The sequence below is a fragment of the Catellatospora vulcania genome, from assembly GCF_009720385.1.
In the GTDB taxonomy this organism is placed as follows: Bacteria; Actinomycetota; Actinomycetes; order Mycobacteriales; family Micromonosporaceae; genus Catellatospora; species Catellatospora vulcania.
The window spans coordinates 60,838-78,898 of the sequence record NZ_WARX01000036.1; the positions used below are offsets into that span (position 1 = coordinate 60,838).

Consider the following 18,061-nt stretch of genomic DNA (forward strand, 5'->3'; position numbering starts at 1 on the left):
GAAGGTGACCTTCCTCGACGAGCTGACGGCTGCTCTGTGCCCCGACCGCGTGATCACCGATCACGACCTGCTGATCTCGTACCGGCGTGACGAGGCGGATCTCTGCGACGCGGGTATGCCGCTGGCAGTCGTACGCCCGGAGGAGACCGCCCAGGTCGCCGCCGCGATGGCGATCGCTGCGCGGCACGGCGTGCCCGTGGTGCCGCAGGGCGCGCGGACCGGGCTGGCGGGCGGCGCGAACGCCGTCGACGGCTGCCTGGTCATGTCGATGCTCGCCATGAACCGCATCGTCGACCTCGACATCGCCAACCGGGTCGCCACCGTCCAACCGGGAGTGGTCAACGCGGTGCTGGCCCGTGCCGCGCTCGCCGAAGGGCTGCGCTACCCGCCGGACCCGGGCTCGTGGGAGTCGAGCACGATCGGCGGCAACGTCGCCACCAACGCGGGCGGCATGTGCTGCGTGAAGTACGGCGTCACCACCGAGTACGTGCTCGGCCTGGAGGTCGTGCTCGCCGACGGGCGCGTGCTGCGCACCGGCCGCCGCACCCCGAAGGGCGTCGCCGGATACGACCTGACCAGGCTGTTCGTGGGGTCCGAGGGCACCCTCGGCGTCATCACCGAGATCACCGTGGCGCTGCGGCCGGCCGCCGAGGAGTCGCTGACCATGGTCGCGGTCTTCCCGACCACGGCCGCTGCGGGCGACGCGGTGAACCGGATCTTCGCGGCGGGGCTGTCCCCCAGCCTGCTGGAGCTGCTGGACCGGGTGCATCTGGAGGCGCTGGAGGCATACCGGCCGATGGGGCTGGACACCTCGGCCGCCGCGCTGCTGCTGGCCGCGGTGGACACCGGGTCGCGGGCCGCCGCGGACCTGGAGGCCATCGCCGAGCTGGCCAGGCAGGCCGGGGCGAGCGACGTCTGGCAGGCCACCGACGCGACCGAGGCCGCCGAGCTGCTGCAGGCCCGCCGCCTGGCGCACCCGGCGATGGAGCATCTGGCCCTCTCGCTGTACGAGCACGGCGGGCTGATCATCGACGACATCGCGGTGCCGCGCACCCGGCTGGCGGAGCTGCTCGACGACATCGTGGAGATCGCCGCCAAGCACGACGTGCCGGTCGGCGTGGTCGGCCACGCGGGCGACGGCAACCTGCACCCGAACATCGTGGTGGACCGCGCCGACCCGGCCAGCGTCGCGGCAGGCCAGCGCGTCTTCGACGAGATCATGGAGCGCGGCCTGGCGCTGGGCGGCACCTGCACCGGCGAACACGGCGTCGGCCTGCTCAAGCGCGACTGGCTGGCCACCGAGCTGGGCGAGGTAGGCGTCGACGTCCAGCGCGCCATCAAGTCCGCCCTGGACCCGACCAACCTCCTGAACCCCGGCAAGGTCCTGCGCTGACCCCGCCGGTCGGGCCGGGTGATGATCGCTGTCTCGTGTCATGATCTGCGGTCCGGCCGCAGATCATGACACGGAACGCCGATCATGACTGCCGGCGCCGACCCTAGGGTCAGACGGCGGTGAGGCGGGCGGCGTCGGCGGCGGCGTCGTCGGGCATGCGCTGGGATTCGCGTTCGGCGTCGACGCGGGCCAGGTAGGCGCTGATCTCGGATGCGGTGGTGGCGGGAGACCAGCCGAGGACGGGGGCCATGAGCTCGGCGGTGCGGCGGGCCGTCTGGACGCCGCGGTGGGCGGTCTCGATGGAGATCCGGGTACGCCGGGCGAGCACGTCGACGACGTGCAGCGCGCCCTCGTGGCGGGCCGCGTAGACGACCTCGGCGGACAGGTGCTCCGGTGCGCCGGGCAGCGGATCGGCCAGCGAGCGGTCCTCGTCGATCAGCGCGAGCAGCTCGGTGGTGAGCGTGCCGTAGCGCTCCAGCAGGTGCTCCACCGCCCCGACGCTCAGCTCGTGGCGGCGGGCCAGGTCGGCGCGGTCACGCCACATCGCCTCGTAGCCGTCGGCCCCGAGCAGCGGCAGGTCGGCCGTGCCGCTGTGCCGCACGTCGCCGAGCCGCCGGACCGCCTTGTCGATCACGTCCTGGGCCATCACCCGGTACGTGGTGAACTTGCCGCCCGCCACCAGCAGCAACCCGAGCAGAGGCTCGACGACGGCGTGCTCGCGGGACAGCGCCGACGTCGAGTCCGACTCCCCCCGCAGCAGCGGACGCAGGCCCGCGTACACCCCTTCGATGTCCTCGCGGCGCAGCGGCCGGTCGAGCACCTCGTTGACGTGCGACAGCAGGTAGTCGATGTCCTTTGCGGACGCGGCCGGGTGCGCGCGGTCGAGCTGCCAGTCGGTGTCGGTGGTGCCGATGATCCAGTGCCCGCCCCACGGGATGACGAACAGCACGCTGGACGCGGTACGCAGGATCAGGCCGACCTCGCCGGTGATCGCCGAACGGGGCACCACCAGGTGCACGCCCTTGGAGGCGCGCACCCGGAAGCCGACCCGCGCGTCGGGCAGCCAGGACGAGACGTCGTCGCTCCACACGCCGGTCGCCGCGACGACGGTCTTCGCGCGCACGTCGAACTCCTCGACGCCGTCGCTGACCCGTACGCCGGTCACCTGGCGGGCCTGCCGGAGCAGGCCGACGGCCTTGACGCCGGTCAGCACGGCCGCGCCGAGGCTGGCCGCGGTGCGGGCCACCGTCACCACGAACCGGGCGTCGTCGACCTGCCCGTCGTAGTAGCGGATCGCGCCGGCCAGGCCCTGTTCGCGCAGCGACGGGAACAGGCGGCGGGCGCCGTGCTGGGTCAGGTGCTTGTGCAGCGGCATGCCGCGCCCGCCGCCGACCAGGCCCGCGAAGGCGTCGTAGAGCGCCACCCCGGCCCCGTAGTAGAGGCGGTGCCAGGCCCGCTTGGCCACCCCGGCCACGCCGGGCGTTTCAGCAGGCAGCGGGACCAGGAACGGCACCGGCCGCACCAGGTGCGGGGCGAGCCGCGTGGCGAGCAGGCCGCGCTCCCGCAGCGCCTCGTGCACCAGCGGGAACTCCAGCTGTTCCAGGTAGCGCAGGCCGCCGTGGATCAGCTTGGACGAGCGCGAGGACGTGCCCGCGGCGAGGTCGCTCGCCTCGATCAGGGCCACGCGCAGGCCGCGGGACGCGGCGTCCAGCGCCGCGCCGACGCCGGTCACCCCGCCGCCGACGACCAGGACATCGAACTCTTCGTCGCGTAGCCTGCGCAGGTCGGCTGCGCGGCGCTCCGGGGACAGAGCACCTGCGGCGAAGCGGGACACGCTGCGGTCACGCATCCCACCAAGGTACCGTGCGGCTGTGCTCCCACACGGTGACCGGCAGGGTGTTCCGCCTCATGTTCCGACCGTGCCCCCATCCGCGTACGCGGATGCCCCGCCACGGTCCCCGGTCGGCGCGATCGTCGCCGCCGTCCTCGTCGGAGTGTGGGCGGTCGTCGTCGCCGTGCTCTCCCAGTACGGCATCGTGCTCACCGCGCAGGTGCTGGGCCAGCTCGGCATGCAACTGCCCGGGTTCCTCTGGCCGCTGGCCGGATTCCTCCTCGCGCTGTTGGTCGGCGGACCGGCGCTGCTGCTGGCCCTGCTGCCCAAACACGAGCCGGTACGGGCCGCCGGCCGCGCCTTCCTCCTCGGCGCGCTGGCGCTCGGCGCGGGCAGCGCGCTGCGCCTGATCCCGGCCACCGCCAACGAGCTCTACCTGCTGATGTACGCGGTGCTCGCCGGCGCCGCCGCGTTCCTCCTCTACCGCCGCACCGCCGCCCAGCTCCCGTCCGCCGCCGCCGCGGCTGCTGCCGACGAACAGGCGCACCCGGCCACCGCGGCTGTCGCCGACGAGCATGCGGCTGCCGCCACCGCGACCGGCGCGACCGCCGGGGCCGACAGGCCCGGGGCCGGGCAGGTCGCGAGCAGGTCCGCCGACGGCACTGCGCCCGGCGGCCCGGGGCCTGCGGCGGGTACGCCGGGATCGCTGGGCTGGGCGGTGCTCGCCGGGGTGCTGGTGCTGCTGCCCTACCTGTGGGCGGGCGCGCTGGGCGGGCTCACCGAGTCCCTCGCCGCCGCCCTGGCCGCGCTCGCCGTGGGCGCGCTGGCCATGGTGATCCTGGGACCCGGCCTGTGGCGGCACTACCTCCACCGCGGCCGGCCGACGCTGGTGCTGGCCGGAGGGCTGGTCGCGGGGGTGGTGCTGACCCTGCTCGCGGGCGGTGCCGGCGCGGCCGGGACACAGGTGCTGACCCTGCTGGTGCTGCCGCCGCTCGGCTTCGCGGTCGCCGCCCTCGCCCCCGGTTCACCCCGTGGCTGGACCACGCTGACCCTGGTCGCCCTGGCCGCGTTCGGGCCGCTGGGCTTCGTCGACCCGGACGAGATCAACCTCGGCCTGATCGGCCGCGACGTGCCGTACTACGCCCTGCTCGCGGCCCTGATCGCCTGGCTGGTGGCGCTGGCGCTCGGCGTCGGGTACGGCATCGGCCTGCTGCGCACCGTGCACGAACCGGCCGTCCCGGCGCAGCCCGGCCCCGCAGCGTCCTGGCCCGCGGCTCAGCAACCCGCGACGCCCTGGCCCGGCGCGCATCCGGGCGCGCAGCCCCCGTGGGTCGGCGCGCAGGCACGTGGGCCGGGTGCGCCCGAACCGGTCGGGCCCGAGCGGCGGCACGTCGTGCCGCGTACCGGCGGGCGGGCGCTCGCGGCCGGGCTGGCCACCGCGGTCGCCCTCGGCGCGGGGATCTACTACCTGTCCTCGGGCCAGCCGGGCTTCTTCGGCGACCAGCTGTTCGTGGTGCTCAAGGAGCAGGCCCCGCTGGCCGGACTGCCCACCACGACCGGCCTCGGCACGGGCCGCGACCAGCGGGTCGACGCCGTCTACCGGCGGCTCGTCGAGCACGCCGACCGCACCCAGGCCGCGCTGCGCACCGAGCTGGACCGCTGGAATCTCGACTACCAGCCGTACTACCTGGTGAACGCGATCCTGGTGGACGGCGGCCCGGAGACGAGGATGTGGCTGGAGTCCCGGTCCGACGTGGACCGGGTGCTGACCGACCAGCGCCTGCGCCCGCTGCCCGCGGAGGTCCCGATCGGGCGGGGGCCGGTGCAGCAGCCGCCGACCACCCCGCAGTGGAACCTGAAGATGGTCGGCGCGCCGGACCTGTGGCAACGCGGCGTGACCGGCAAGGGCATCGTGGTCGGGTCCTCGGACTCCGGCGTGGACGGCTCGCATCCCGCGCTGGCGGCCAACTTCCGCGGCGGCGACGACTCCTGGCTGGACCCGTGGTCGGACAGCCGCACCCCGATCGACCACAACGGCCACGGCACGCACACCACGGCCACCGCGGTGGGCCGGGAGCGGGTCGGCGTCGCGCCGGACGCCCAGTGGATCGGCTGCGTCAACCTGGAACGCAACATGAGCAGCCCGTCGCTCTACCTGGACTGCATGCAGTTCATGCTCGCGCCGTACCCGCACGGCGGGAACCCGTTCACCGACGGCCGCCCGGCGCGCGCCCCGCACGTGCTCAACAACTCGTGGGGCTGCCCGCCGCTGGAGGGCTGCGACTCCACCGTGCTGCAACCGGCGACGTCCGCGCTGGCCGCGGCCGGGATCGCCTTCGTCGCGGCGGCCGGTAACACCGGGCCGCAGTGCGGCTCGCTGGACACCCCGCCGGCCACCGACCCGGCGGCGATCACCATCGCGGCGGTGGACCAGGCCCGCAAGATCACCTCGTTCTCCAGCCGGGGGCCGGCCGGCCCGAAACCCGACCTGGCCGGGCCGGGTGAGGCGGTGCTGTCGGCGATGCCCGGCGGCACGTACGCCGAGCTCAGCGGCACCTCGATGGCGACGCCGCACGTGGCCGGGGTGATCGCGCTGCTGTGGTCGGCCCGGCCGGAGCTGGTCGGCGACCTGGCCCGCACTCAGCAACTGCTGCGCGACACAGCCCAGCCCGCGCTGCTGGCCACCGCGGCGGCGCCCTGCGACACCGAGGCGGCTCAGGCCGGAGCGGGCATCGTCAACGCGGCCGAGGCGGTCGTGGCCTCCGCCAGGTAGGCTTCGCTCCCATGATCACCCCTTACGAGCCCCAGCACCGGGCCGCCGTGGTCGATCTCCTCGGCCGGTCCCTGCTGGCCGAGGACGCCGCCGAGGCGGCCGACATCACGGCCCTGCTGGGCGGTTCGGCGGGCTTCGTCGCGGTCGACGGCGACGTGCCCGACGGCGACGTGGTCGGGGTCGCGCTGGCCTCCACGGGACGCAAGGACCCGACGGTCGGCCACCTCGACCTGCTGGTGGTCGATCCCGCCTTCCGGCGGCAGGGCCTGGCCCGCGAGCTGGTCGGGGCGGTCGAGGGGCAGTTGCGGGCGCGCGGGCTGACCGCGGTGCGCGTCGCCGGCAACCCGCCCACGCACGTGTGGCCCGGCGTGGACGTGCGGTACACCCCGGCCGTGTGCGCGCTGACCGCACTCGGCTACGCCCACGACCGTACGGCCTGGAACATGACCGCGGACCTGGCCGAGGGATCACCCGCATTGCACGAGACCCGGACCGCCCAGGAGCGGCTGGCCGCCGCGCACGTGGTCGTTCGCGCGGCCACCCCCGACGACCTGGCGGAGCTGCGGCCGCTGATTGCCGCCGAGTGGGGCCCGGCCTGGGTGGCCGAGGTCGAGCGGGCCGTCGGCGGGGCCGGGGGCTGCCACCTCGCCATCCGCGACGGGCAGCCGATCGCGTTCGCCGCGTGGGGCGGCTGCCGCCCGAGCTGGTTCGGACCGATGGGCACCCTGCCCGCCGCGGCGGGCCTGGGCATCGGCGGCGTCCTGCTGCGACGGTGCCTGCGCGACCAGGCCGACCGGGGCCTCACCCAGGCCCAGATCGGCTGGGTGGGACCGGTCTCGTTCTACTCCGGAGCGGCCGGGGCGGTCATCGAGCGCGTCTTCTTCCTCTTCCACAAACAACTGTAAAACGGGCTTTTTTCGTAATTCAGATTAGAACCGTGTTTTTCCGGGGACGATGAGCATGTGGCAGCCCCGACCAGCCCTATTGCGGAACCCCACGAGACCAAGGGGGCGGCGATCCTGGTCGCCGCCGCGGCCGCGGTGGGCGGTTTCCTCTTCGGGTACGACACCGCGGTCATCAACGGCACCGTGGACGCCCTGCGCAACACCTTCCAGCTCGGCGCGGTGGCCCTCGGGTTCGTCGTGTCGGCGGCCCTGCTGGGCTGCGCGGTAGGCGCCTGGTTCGCCGGCCCGCTGGCCGACCGGATGGGCCGGGTGCGGGTCATGCTGATCGCCGCGGGCCTGTTCCTCGCCAGCGCGATCGGCTCCGGCCTCGCCTTCAGCCCCGTCGACCTGACGTTCTGGCGGATCATCGGCGGCTTCGGCGTCGGCGCGGCGAGCGTCATCGCGCCCGCGTACATCGCCGAGGTCTCGCCGGCCCACATCCGCGGCCGGCTCGGTTCGCTCCAGCAGCTCGCCATCGTCAGCGGCATCTTCGTCGCCCTGCTCGTCGACTACCTGCTGGCCGACGCGGCCGGCGGCGCGATGGAGCCGGTGCCGTGGGGCGGGGCCGCCTGGCGCTGGATGTTCGCCTCAGCCGCCATCCCGGCCGTCATCTACGCGGTGCTGGCACTCCAGATCCCGGAGTCCCCGCGCTACCTGGTGCGCCGCGGCCGCGTCGTCGAGGCCCGCGTCGTGATCAAGCGGCTGATCGGCGGCGACGTCGAGAAGCGGATCATCGACATCAAGCGCACGGTGGCGGGCACCACCGAGAAGGTCCACCTGAGCGTCCTCAAGGGCCCCCGGCTCGGACTCCAGCCCATCGTCTGGGTCGGCATCCTGCTCTCGGTGTTCCAGCAGTTCGTCGGCATCAACGTGATCTTCTACTACTCGTCGGCGCTGTGGGCCTCGGTGGGCTTCAGCGAGTCCGACTCACTGCTGATCACCGTCATCACCAGCATCACCAACATCGTCACCACGCTCATCGCGATCGCGCTGGTCGACAAGGTCGGCCGCAAGCCGCTGCTGCTCGTCGGCGCGGCCGGCATGGTGCTCACGCTCGGCGCGATGGCCTGGTGCTTCTCCACCGCCACGCAGACCATCGGAGCCAACGGCGAGGCGCTGACCACGCTGAGCCCGGCGATCGGCAAGGTCGCCCTGGTCGCCGCGAACCTGTACGTGGTCGCCTTCGGCATGAGCTGGGGCCCGGTGGTCTGGGTGCTGCTCGGCGAGATGTTCAACAACAAGATCCGGGCCACCGCGCTGGCCGTCGCCGCCGCGGCCCAGTGGATCGCGAACTGGCTGATCAGCACCACCTTCCCGGCGCTGTCGAACATCGGCCTGACCTTCGCCTACGGCCTGTACGCGATGTTCGCCGCGCTCGCCTTCCTCTTCGTCTGGAAGGCCGTCCGCGAAACCAAGGGCCGCGAACTCGAAGCCATGTGACCGGTGCCCCCGCACCGCGTCCCTCCTCCTGCCGCAACTCTTAAAGAGTCGCGGCCTCATCCCAGCCCGGTAGCCGCAAGTCGTTAAGAGTTGCGCCGGGTAGCTGGGCCGGCGGCGGGGCGGGCGGGGAACGGCGAAGGCCCCCGAGCGGAGCTCGGGGGCCTTCGCCGTGTTCAGGGCTTGCGGTGCTTCCGATCCGTCAGGATCAGAAGTCCATCTCGCCGCCGCCGGGGCCGGCGGGCGCAGCGGCCGCCTTCTCCGGCTTGTCCGCCACCACAGCCTCGGTGGTGAGGAACAGGGCCGCGATCGAGGCCGCGTTCTGCAGCGCCGAACGGGTCACCTTGGCGGGGTCGATGATGCCGGCCTTCAGCATGTCGACGTACTCGCCGGTCGCGGCGTTGAGGCCGTGGCCGATCTCCAGGTTGCGCACCTTCTCCGACACGACGCCACCCTCGAGGCCCGCGTTGACGGCGATCTGCCGCAGCGGGGCGTCGAGCGCCACCCGGACGATGTTGGCGCCGGTCGCCTCGTCGCCGGACAGGTCCAGCTTGTCGAAGGCGGTCTTGCCGGCCTGCACGAGCGCCACGCCGCCACCGGCGACGATGCCCTCTTCGACGGCCGCCTTCGCGTTGCGAACGGCGTCCTCGATGCGGTGCTTGCGCTCCTTGAGCTCGACCTCGGTGGCCGCGCCGACCTTGATCACGGCAACACCGCCGGCCAGCTTGGCCAGGCGCTCCTGCAGCTTCTCGCGGTCGTAGTCGGAGTCCGACTTCTCGATCTCGGCGCGGATCTGGTTCACCCGGCCGTTGATCTGGTCGGCGTCACCGGAGCCGTCGACGATCGTGGTCTCGTCCTTGGTGACCACGACCTTGCGGGCGCGGCCCAGCATGTCGAGGCCGGTGCTGTCGAGCTTGAGGCCGACTTCCTCGGACACGACCTGGCCACCGGTCAGGATCGCGATGTCCTGCAGCATGGCCTTGCGGCGGTCGCCGAAGCCCGGCGCCTTGACGGCGACGGACTTGAAGGTGCCACGGATCTTGTTGACGATCAGGGTGGCCAGGGCCTCGCCCTCGACGTCCTCGGCGATGATCAGCAGCGGCTTGCCACTCTGCATGACCTTCTCAAGGATCGGCAGCATGTCCTTGACGTTGGCGATCTTGCCGTTGACGATCAGCAGGTAGGGGTCCTCGAGGACCGCCTCCATGCGCTCGGGGTCGGTGATGAAGTACGCCGAGTTGAAGCCCTTGTCGAAGCGCATACCCTCGGTGAGCTCCAGCTCCAGCCCGAAGGTGTTGCTCTCCTCGACGGTGATGACGCCTTCCTTGCCGACCTTGTCCATCGCCTCGGCGATGATCTCGCCGACGGTGGTGTCAGCCGCGGAGATCGAGGCGGTGGAGGCGATCTGCTCCTTCGTCTCGACGTCCTTGGCGAGCTTCGAGAGCTCCTCCGCCACCGAAGCCACGGCGGCCTCGATGCCCCGCTTCAGGGCCATCGGGTTCGCACCGGCGGCAACGTTGCGCAGGCCCTCGCGGACCAGCGCCTGGGCCAGGACGGTCGCCGTCGTCGTGCCGTCACCGGCGACGTCGTCGGTCTTCTTGGCGACCTCCTTGACCAGCTCAGCGCCGATCTTCTCGTACGGGTCCTCGAGCTCGATCTCCTTGGCGATGCTCACACCATCGTTGGTGATGGTGGGGGCGCCCCACTTCTTCTCGAGCACAACGTTGCGGCCCTTGGGGCCGAGCGTCACCTTTACGGCGTCAGCGAGGATGTTCATTCCCCGCTCGAGGCCGCGGCGAGCCTCCTCGTCGAACGCGATAATCTTGGCCATAACGGCGTTGTCCTCCTGGACAATCCGAGGTCGGAGAGCTGGCCCGCGACGACCGGCTGCCACCATTCGGCAGCCCCGCAACTCCGACTTCTGGTCTCGTATTTGGCACTCACACGAGGAGAGTGCCAATCACCTGTTTAGCACTCTCGCCCCCCGAGTGCAAGCGAACACGGGATGATCACAACCTTTCCCGGACCCGCGCCACCGAGCCGCGTTCACCTTCGCCGGCGTATGTATCACCTGGCAGTGACCCCCGAAGACCGGCCCGCGACGCCACGCGTGACCACGCCGCGCCGCCGTCCGGCAGGTGGGCGGCGCGGGATCACCAGGTGCGTCCGAGTTCGATCACGACAGGCTCGGAGCCGCCCGTCGCGGGATCAGGAGCGGACGGAACAGCCGGCGACATCCGGCGCAGGTACACGACGGTGAGCGCGGCCATCGTCACGATCGACGTCACGATGCCGACCACGGTTTCGACCGCCACCGCGGCCCACCACGCGTAGCCCGGGCCGGCCACATACATCCGGGTCAACCCGACGTCGGCCAGCCGGCTGGTGGCCCACCCGAACGCCAGCACCGCGACGATCTGCCCGATCGTGGCCGCCCGGCTGTGCGCCAGCCACCACGCCCGGCCCGGTCCACGCCGTTCGAGCAGCACGACCAGCGGCAGCAGCGCGGTGGCGAAGGAGAGGTACCAGCCACCGACGGTCACCACCGTGGTGATCGCCTCGAACTCCGCGGTCGCATACCCGTCCAGCAGCACATGGACCGAGTACGCGCTGCCCGCGGCGGAGAGCAGGGCGACCGCGGCCAGCCACAGCGCCAGCCGCCCGCAGTGCCGCAGCCCCCGGCGCAGCGCCTCGCCGAACCCCACCCGGCGGCCCTCGCCGACGCCCCGGAACACCTCGCTCGCGGCAGCCCAGGCCCAGGCATGGGACACCGCGGTCAGCACGCCGGGCACCGCGTACACGGCAGCCAGCCGGACCGGCTCGTCCACGCCGTCGAACCCTCCGTCGGCTCCGCTGTAGACGGCCAGCAGCAACCCGCCGCCGAGGAGGAGGGAGAACAGCTCGGCGGCGACGGCGATCGCGAGCAGCCGTCCCCAGCACACCCGCAGCAGGGCCAGGGTCTCGCGGGGGAAGGACAGTCGGGTCGGGTTCGGCTCGGTCACCGTGCGCCCAGTTCCTCGACAAGGTGTCGCGTGGAGACGGTGCGGCGCTCGGCGTGCTCGGGACCATAGCCCGGCGTGGCCCCGTCGGGCGGCCGGTGACCCCGGTCGGGCGGCAACGGCTCGCCCGCGGCGTACGGGTTCGGGGTCAGCTCGGACATGCACTGCTCCAGCTCGGGGGGAAAGGGCCGCCCAGTGTGGCACGGTCCCGCGCACGCCGCTGTCCCCGCGTTCCGCTGCCGCCCCGAAATACTGGAAGGGCCCCGATCCTGTGGGATCAGAGCCCTTTCCGTATTACGCAAGCTTTGATGGCCAAGCGGTCAGGCGATGACCCGGACCTTCTCAGCCTGGGGGCCCTTCTGGCCCTGGGCGATTTCGAACTCAACGCGCTGACCGTCGTCGAGCGCCTTGTAGCCGTCCATCTCGATCGCGGAGAAGTGGACGAATACGTCCTGCCCTCCGTCGACCGCGATGAAGCCGTAGCCCTTCTCGCTGTTGAACCACTTGACGGTGCCCTGTGCCACGGTGCACTTCCTCACTTCTGTAAAGCTGGGCGGTCCTCAGCGGGCCACCCCCGGCTGGTGTTGTCAGCCGTCCTCGCACGCTACACGAGCACCGGTGCCCTCGCACAGCCCCAAAACGGACCTGTAGTCCCCCCGTTACAGTTCGACAGTCGGCAATCTGACCATGAACGCGCTCTATCGCGTGACCGGCCGGGCCACCAGGGGGTTGGGTGGAACGTGGACTACCGCCGCCGCACCCGTTCGCGCCGTCTGCCGGCCGCTTTCCTGCCCCTCATCGCTTCGACCGTCTGTGCCGTCGCCTTACTCGCCACCGGTGCGGCCATGCAATGGGCGCTGCACTACGGCTCCAGTGCGGCGCCGCGGCCCGGCGCCTCCCGGGACCGGGCAGGGGGTGAATCCGCGTCACCCGCCAGGCTGGAACTTCCCCCCGTGAAGCTGGACGTCGACGGGTTCGCCAGCTGGGCGATGCTGGACCGGCGGACCGGCCAGCTCGCCGGCTCCTCCAACCTGGACGCCGTCAGCGACACCATGTCCCTGGTGAAGGTATGGCTGGCCGCCGACTTCCTGCGCCGCACCGACTACCCGGACGAGCGCAGCCTGAACCGGCTGATCATCATGATCCGCGACTCGGACAACAAGGCCGCGTACGAGTTCTACGAGCGCAACGGCGGCCGGGCCGGCATCGAGCGGATGGTGGAGATCTGCGGCCTGACCGAGTCGAAGCCGTACCGGCTGGACGGCTACTGGTCGAACACGGAGGTGTCGGCACGCGACGTGGCGCGGCTGGGGGTCTGCCTGGCCGACGGCCGCGCCGCGGGGCCGCACTGGACGGACTGGCTGCTGACCCAGATGCGCCTGGTGCGCGGGGTCGGCGACTTCGGGCCCCGGGCGGCGTTCCCGCCGGAGGTGGCGGCGACCATCGCCATCAAGAACGGCTGGCTGCTGCGTGCCGAGGACAAGTTGTGGCACATGGCCTGCCTGGCGGTCACCGACCGGTGGAGCATGAGCGTGCTGCTGCGCTACCCGGCCCGCTACGGCTTCGACCACGGCCGTGACCTCTGCGAATCCGTGGCCGAACAACTCAAACCCGCCCTCCCCTGACCCGGGACGAAGGAAGGGCACCTTCACAACGCTATGCGTTGTAGAAGGTGCCCTTCTTAACTATCTAGGGTTGCTGAGCTGTGCGGATGCGGAGAGCCGCGGCGGTCAGGCCGGGCGGCGGGACTGGACGATGCGGAAGCGGCTCGCCACGAACGCGCCGTCGGTCAGCGCCGCGTTGGCGGCCGGGTTCGCGCCGGAGGCGTGGAAGTCGGAGAAGGCCGCCGACTGGTTGACGAAGATCCCGCCGGTCAGGTTCGCCGACAGGTGTACGCCCACCTCCATCGCCGCCTGCTCGACCGCGTCGAGCACCGACTCGTCGGTGCTGTAGACCGCCGCGGTGATGGCGCCCTTCTCGCCGACCGTCTCCCGGAAGATGTCGATGCTCTGCGCGGTCGACGCCGTCGGCACCGCGAAGGTCACCGGGCCGAAGCACTCGCTGCCGTAGCCGTCGGTCACCTTCACGATCATCGGGGTGCGGACCACCGCGTCGGCGTACGCCGGGTGGGCCAGCTCGGCCGAGTCGAGCACCACGTCGCCCAGCTTGCGGGCGGCCTCGATCCGGTCCACCACGTCGCCGTTCACGATCGCGCCGGTGAACTCCACGGCCTTGGCCGGGTCGGCGGTGATCGCGCGGACCGCGCCGGCGATGCCGTCGACGACCTCGTCGAAGCTCTTGTGCCCGGCCTCGGTCTCGATGCCGCCGGCCGGGATGAGCAGGTTCTGCGGGGTGGTGCACATCTGACCGCTGTAGAGGGTGAGCGAGAAGCCCAGGTTGCGGCACATGCCGGCGAAGTCGCCGGTGGAGTCGACGATGACGGTGTTGACCCCGGCCTTCTCCGTGTAGACCTGCGCCTGCCGGGCGGTGGCCTCCAGCCAGTCGCCGAAGGCGGTGGAGCCGGTGAAGTCGATGAGGCGGATCTCGGGCCGCAGCGCCAGGTCCTTGGCGACCGGCGCCTCACGGGTGTCGACGGCGAGCTGCACCGTGTTCGGGTCGAGCCCGGCCTCGGCGAGCACCTCGCGGGCGACCTGCACCGTGATGGCCAGCGGCAGCACCGCGCCCGGGTGCGGCTTGACCAGCACCGGGTTGCCGGTGATCAGCGAGGCGAACAGGCCCGGCCAGGAGTTCCAGGTCGGGAAGGTGTTGCAGCCGATGACCAGGCCGATGCCGCGCGGCACCAGGTGGTACGTCTTGGCCAGCGTGTCGGCCTTCTTGGTCCACACCACGGAGCCGACCTGCCGGGTCTGCTCGGCGTAGCCGTAGGCGACGGCCTCCAGCGCGCGGTCGAGTGCGTGCGGTCCGCCGGCCTGGAAAGCCATCACGAACGCCTGGCCGGTGGTCGCGTGCACCGCGTTGGCCAGCTCGAACACTCGCTTGTGCAGGCGGGCGAGGATCTCCAGGCACACCCCGGCGCGCTGCTGCGGCCCGGCGTCGCGCCACGAGGGCAGCGCCGCCTTGGCGGCGGCGATCAGAGCATCAGGGCTGGTCCGGGGGTATCGCACCCCGAGCGGGATGCCGAACGGCGACTGCTCCGGGGCCACCCACTCGTCGGCGGGCTGGTCCAGGGGGAAGTCCTTGCCCAGCAGAGCGGTGAAGGCGGCCTTGCCGTCGGCGGCGGCGGTCTCGCCGTACACCTTGGGGCTCGGCGACTCCGGGTACGCCGACCAGTAGCCGCGCTCGGTGATCGCCCGCAGCGCGCTGTTCAGCAGCTCCTCATGGGTGGTGAAGAGGTCCGTGGTGGTGACAGTCATGCCCCTCATCATGCCCGACGGGGTGAGCGGAGCCACAGTTGAACATGTTCAAGTCGTGTGTCAGCATGAGAACGTCCGAAAGTTGAACACGTTCAAATCGGAGATGGGACATGGACCCGAAGCTGGCCGTATACCTGGCCTACGCGGTCGTCACCCTCGCGCTGACCCTGTGGGTCGGCCACACCCTGCAGCGTCACGGGCAGGCCTTCCTGCGTGACGTGCTCCCGACCGGGGAGCTCGCCGCCGCCGTCACGAAGTTCCTCGTGGTCGGCTTCTACCTGCTGAACCTCGGCTACATGGCGATCGCCATGAAGACCTACGACGAGGTGACCGGCCCCGTCGACGCGGTCGAGACGCTCGCCACCAAGATCGGCATCATCACGCTCGCGCTGGTGGTGGTGCACCTGGGCACCGTGCTGCTGCTCGGCCGGCTCCGCCGGCAGATGCAGGGACCACTGACCAGGGCGTACCCGGTGCCCGCCGCCGCGCTCACCCAGCAGGCGGCCGACCAGCGACCGGCAGACCGGCAGGCCGACGCGAACCCGCGCCGCCTGACCCCCGCCGCGTGACCACGCCGCCGCTAGCGTGGGCAGCGTGACGCACACCGACAACGGCTCGTCCCCCGCCGCTGAGCAGGCGGCCCGGGGACGGGCCGCTGACACGTCCCGGGGCGAGCAGACCCGCCAGGCGATCGTGGCCAGCGCGATCCGGCTGTTCGGCGAGGCCGGGTACGAGAAGACGACGATGCGGGCGATCGCCGCCGACGCCGGGGTCTCGGTCGGCAACGCCTACTACTACTTTCCTGCCAAGGAGGCGCTGGTCTCCGAGTTCTACCTGGAGCTGCAGCGCGAGCACCTGGCCCGGGTGGAGCCGATCCTGGCCGGCGGCACGTCCCTCGGCGACCGGCTGAGCGCGATCCTGCGCGAGGGCATCGACGTGTGGGCGCCGCACCACGCGTTCGCGGGCCGGTTCATCGGCATCGCGGCGGTGCCCGGCTCGCCGGTGAGCCCGTTCAGCGCGGAGTCGACGCAGGCCCGCGAGCTGGCCACCAGCATCTTCCAGCGGCTGGTCGACAGCACCGAGACGAAGATGGACCCGCAGCTGCGGGCCCGGCTGCCGCAACTGCTGTGGCTGGCCCAGCTCGGGCTGGTCGTGTACTGGGTGCACGACACGACGCCCGGCCAGCGGCGCACGAAGGCGGTCGTGGAGCTGGCCGTGCCCTACCTGGAGTACCTGGTCGGCGCGTCCCGGATGAAGATCTTCAGGCCGCTGACCACCCGCGGGCTGACCCTGCTGGAGACTGTCTGGCCGCACGCGGCCGGGTGAGGGCCGGTCAGCACTTGCGGGGCTTGGCCCCGTCGATCAGCCGGACGTACGCGTGGGACACGTAGATGCCGTCGCCGACGCGGTTCCACAGGTCGGTGGTGCGCACCGTCCCCTTGACCTTGTCGCCCTTGACCTGGCACCGGATCGGCAGCTGGGCGTACTCGCCCGCGCCACCGCGCAGGTCCGCCTTGACCTTCGGGGCCGAGCGCACGCGCAGCCACTCGCCGCCATCGGTGTCCACGACACCCCGGTCGCCCTCGCCGGTCCACAGGAAGGTCACGTGGACCCAGTCGTTGTCGTCGAGGTCGAGGCCGTCCCAGAACGCGCCGTCGGCGATGTCGATGCCGGCCGGGTTGAGCACCTCACGGCCGAACTCGTCCTCGCCGTCGTGGTAGTCGTCCTGGTACGCCGCCTGCGCCTGGGGCTTGCCGCGCGGCAGCTTCTCCCACATGTGCCGGTCGTCGGCCCAGTAGTCGTCCTTGGTGTTCCACGGGCCGACGTCCCACACCGGCAGGAACACGCACCGGTCGGTGCCGGAGTGGCAGACCCGGACGCTCTTGTCCCCCTCGCCGCGGTCCGACAGCCCGCGCCACGACGGCAGCGCGGCGAACCAGTCGCGCTTGGTGATCTTGTGTCCGTTGGCGGTCTTCCAGCCGACCAGGCCCTCCCGGGTCGCGAAGACCTTGGCGGTGAGCGTGCCGCCCGCGGGCGGCGCGAGCGCCGTGGCGGGAGTGGTCAGCACGGCGAGCGCCGTGGGCACGACGGTGAGGGCGGCGATCAGGGACACGAGCAATCGGGGCCTCATGTCCCTGATCAACGATCACGACACCCCCGGGGTGCCGGTCTTATGGCTAGTCCGTTTTAGGCAAATGGCCCGTTTTATTCCGCCGACCCGGCGGAACCGTCCTTGGCCAGGTCACGCTGCCAGTTCTGGAATGCGGCGAGCCTGCGGAAGCCCATCTGCTCGTTGATGGAGATCATGAAGCTGTTCTCCGCCGCGTTGAAGGTGTCCACCACCTCGACCTGCGGCATCTCGGCCCGGAAGAAGCGCAGATTCTCCACCTTCACCAGCGCGCCGAGCCGACGGCCGCGGTGGTCCGGGTCCACGATGGTGATCTGCTGCCAGGCGTGCCGGGGCGTCTCCTCGTCGGAGGAGATCGTCGTCCAGGCGACCAGGGCGCCGGTCTGCTCGTGCACCGCCCCGGTGTGGAACGTGCGCCGCCCGCGCGCAGCGACCACCTCTTCGAACCGGCGCAGCCGGCCCACGTCCGGCTTCTCCGGCTCGACCTGCAGGTCACCGGTCGGCGCGTCGGTCATCAGCCGGGATTCCAGATAGGCCACGCCCTCGGCCAGCTCCTCGGGAGCCGCGTCGTGCCAGCGCACCACGCGGTAGCCGGCGGCCTTGGCCTGCGCCGCGGCCAGCATGCCGGCCAGCACGTCCTCGTCGACCTCCGCGAGCGTCAGCCGCCGCTGCAGCTCCGGCAGCGTGTTCGTGAACCCGAACGCCGTCGCGAACGCGGCCGGGGACTCGTCGGGCGCGGGCAGGTCCGGCATGGACAGCGAGCTGCCCGTCATCAGCACGGTGCGGTCGTGCTCGCGGGCGTACGCCAGCACCTCGCCGAACAGCGCCCGGCCCACGCCCCGCCGCCGGAAACGCGGCGCCACCTCGATCGTGAAGAAGAGGACCTTCAGGTTCTCCTCCGTCATCCGGGACACCTCGAGCCGCCCCGCAGGCTCGCCGTCCAGCCAGGCCAACCGGTGTTCGACAGCCCGCGCCGGAAAGATGTGAACGAGCATCAACTCCGCCGACCGCCTGGTCCGCGGCGGAAGATACGGAAATTCGTGCTCCTGTATCCGCCCCATCACCTCCACCCACGCGTCGATGGAGGCAGGATCGTCAACGCTGACGGGGGCGATTCGCAGACTCATGCCCGCCAGCGTCCTCCCACCCCCATCCCCACCGCACCCCGTTTTTGCGAAGGAA

15 protein-coding genes are annotated in these 18,061 nt (G+C 71.8%); 7 read left to right on the plus strand and 8 right to left on the minus strand.

The window, feature by feature from the left end:
* Positions 1-4: 4 nt before the first annotated feature.
* The gene (locus tag F6W97_RS38560; RefSeq protein WP_155375544.1) at positions 5-1,393 is read left to right on the plus strand and encodes an FAD-binding oxidoreductase; all 1,389 of its coding nucleotides are present in this window, start codon (positions 5-7) and stop codon (positions 1,391-1,393) included.
* 109 nt (positions 1,394-1,502) lie between these two features.
* Here F6W97_RS38560 and F6W97_RS38565 read toward each other — a convergent pair whose 3' ends face one another.
* Positions 1,503-3,242 (minus strand): glycerol-3-phosphate dehydrogenase/oxidase, encoded by a 1,740-nt coding sequence (locus F6W97_RS38565; RefSeq protein ID WP_155375545.1) that lies wholly within the window; start codon positions 3,240-3,242, stop codon positions 1,503-1,505.
* A 70-nt stretch (positions 3,243-3,312) separates the two neighbouring features.
* On the opposite strand from F6W97_RS38565, the gene F6W97_RS38570 reads away from it, so the two are divergent.
* Genes F6W97_RS38570 through F6W97_RS38580 form a run of 3 tightly spaced genes read left to right on the plus strand, consistent with a single transcriptional unit; the run spans position 3,313 to position 8,381 of the window.
* Entirely contained in the window at positions 3,313-5,997 is a 2,685-nt protein-coding gene (locus F6W97_RS38570; protein ID WP_230687331.1) for a S8 family serine peptidase, read from the plus strand.
* Between the two features lie 11 nt (positions 5,998-6,008).
* Entirely contained in the window at positions 6,009-6,902 is an 894-nt protein-coding gene (locus F6W97_RS38575; RefSeq protein ID WP_155375546.1) for a GNAT family N-acetyltransferase, read from the plus strand.
* 57 nt (positions 6,903-6,959) lie between these two features.
* Positions 6,960-8,381, plus strand: a complete 1,422-nt coding sequence (locus F6W97_RS38580) for a sugar porter family MFS transporter (RefSeq protein WP_155375547.1) — start codon at positions 6,960-6,962, stop codon at positions 8,379-8,381.
* Between the two features lie 205 nt (positions 8,382-8,586).
* Here the strand turns inward: F6W97_RS38580 and groL are convergent, their stop codons facing one another.
* The 4 genes from groL to F6W97_RS38600 all read right to left on the minus strand — a co-directional run bounded on the left by groL (position 8,587) and on the right by F6W97_RS38600 (position 11,901).
* Complete coding sequence (groL, locus tag F6W97_RS38585) at positions 8,587-10,209, minus strand: chaperonin GroEL (protein ID WP_144127789.1); 1,623 nt, start codon at positions 10,207-10,209, stop codon at positions 8,587-8,589.
* 322 nt (positions 10,210-10,531) lie between these two features.
* Entirely contained in the window at positions 10,532-11,380 is an 849-nt protein-coding gene (locus F6W97_RS38590; RefSeq protein ID WP_155375548.1) for a hypothetical protein, read from the minus strand.
* A complete protein-coding gene (locus F6W97_RS38595) occupies positions 11,377-11,538 on the minus strand; it encodes a hypothetical protein (RefSeq protein ID WP_155375549.1) in 162 nt (53 codons plus the stop codon). Before F6W97_RS38595 ends, F6W97_RS38590 begins: the two co-directional genes overlap by 4 nt.
* Before the next feature lie 159 nt (positions 11,539-11,697).
* Positions 11,698-11,901 carry a cold-shock protein gene (locus F6W97_RS38600; RefSeq protein ID WP_033342363.1) on the minus strand — a complete coding sequence of 68 codons (204 nt, stop codon included), beginning with the start codon at positions 11,899-11,901 and terminating at the stop codon, positions 11,698-11,700.
* Between the two features lie 429 nt (positions 11,902-12,330).
* On the opposite strand from F6W97_RS38600, the gene F6W97_RS38605 reads away from it, so the two are divergent.
* Positions 12,331-13,002 carry a serine hydrolase gene (locus F6W97_RS38605; RefSeq protein ID WP_155375550.1) on the plus strand — a complete coding sequence of 224 codons (672 nt, stop codon included), beginning with the start codon at positions 12,331-12,333 and terminating at the stop codon, positions 13,000-13,002.
* A gap of 105 nt (positions 13,003-13,107) precedes the next feature.
* Here F6W97_RS38605 and paaN read toward each other — a convergent pair whose 3' ends face one another.
* Positions 13,108-14,751, minus strand: a complete 1,644-nt coding sequence (paaN, locus tag F6W97_RS38610) for a phenylacetic acid degradation protein PaaN (RefSeq protein WP_407924645.1) — start codon at positions 14,749-14,751, stop codon at positions 13,108-13,110.
* A 110-nt stretch (positions 14,752-14,861) separates the two neighbouring features.
* Between paaN and F6W97_RS38615 the strand changes: the two genes are divergently transcribed.
* Together F6W97_RS38615 and F6W97_RS38620 are read left to right on the plus strand one after the other, a co-directional pair.
* On the plus strand, positions 14,862-15,320 hold the full coding sequence (locus F6W97_RS38615; protein WP_155375551.1) for a hypothetical protein: 459 nt from the start codon (positions 14,862-14,864) through the stop codon (positions 15,318-15,320).
* Between the two features lie 25 nt (positions 15,321-15,345).
* A complete protein-coding gene (locus F6W97_RS38620; RefSeq protein ID WP_155375552.1) occupies positions 15,346-16,077 on the plus strand; it encodes a TetR/AcrR family transcriptional regulator in 732 nt (243 codons plus the stop codon).
* A gap of 7 nt (positions 16,078-16,084) precedes the next feature.
* On the opposite strand, the gene F6W97_RS38625 is transcribed toward F6W97_RS38620, so the two are convergent.
* Together F6W97_RS38625 and F6W97_RS38630 are read right to left on the minus strand one after the other, a co-directional pair.
* Positions 16,085-16,882 (minus strand): hypothetical protein, encoded by a 798-nt coding sequence (locus F6W97_RS38625; protein ID WP_155375553.1) that lies wholly within the window; start codon positions 16,880-16,882, stop codon positions 16,085-16,087.
* Positions 16,883-16,956: 74 nt separating this feature from the next.
* A complete protein-coding gene (locus F6W97_RS38630; RefSeq protein ID WP_155375554.1) occupies positions 16,957-18,006 on the minus strand; it encodes a GNAT family N-acetyltransferase in 1,050 nt (349 codons plus the stop codon).
* Between the last annotated feature and the right edge of the window lie 55 nt (positions 18,007-18,061).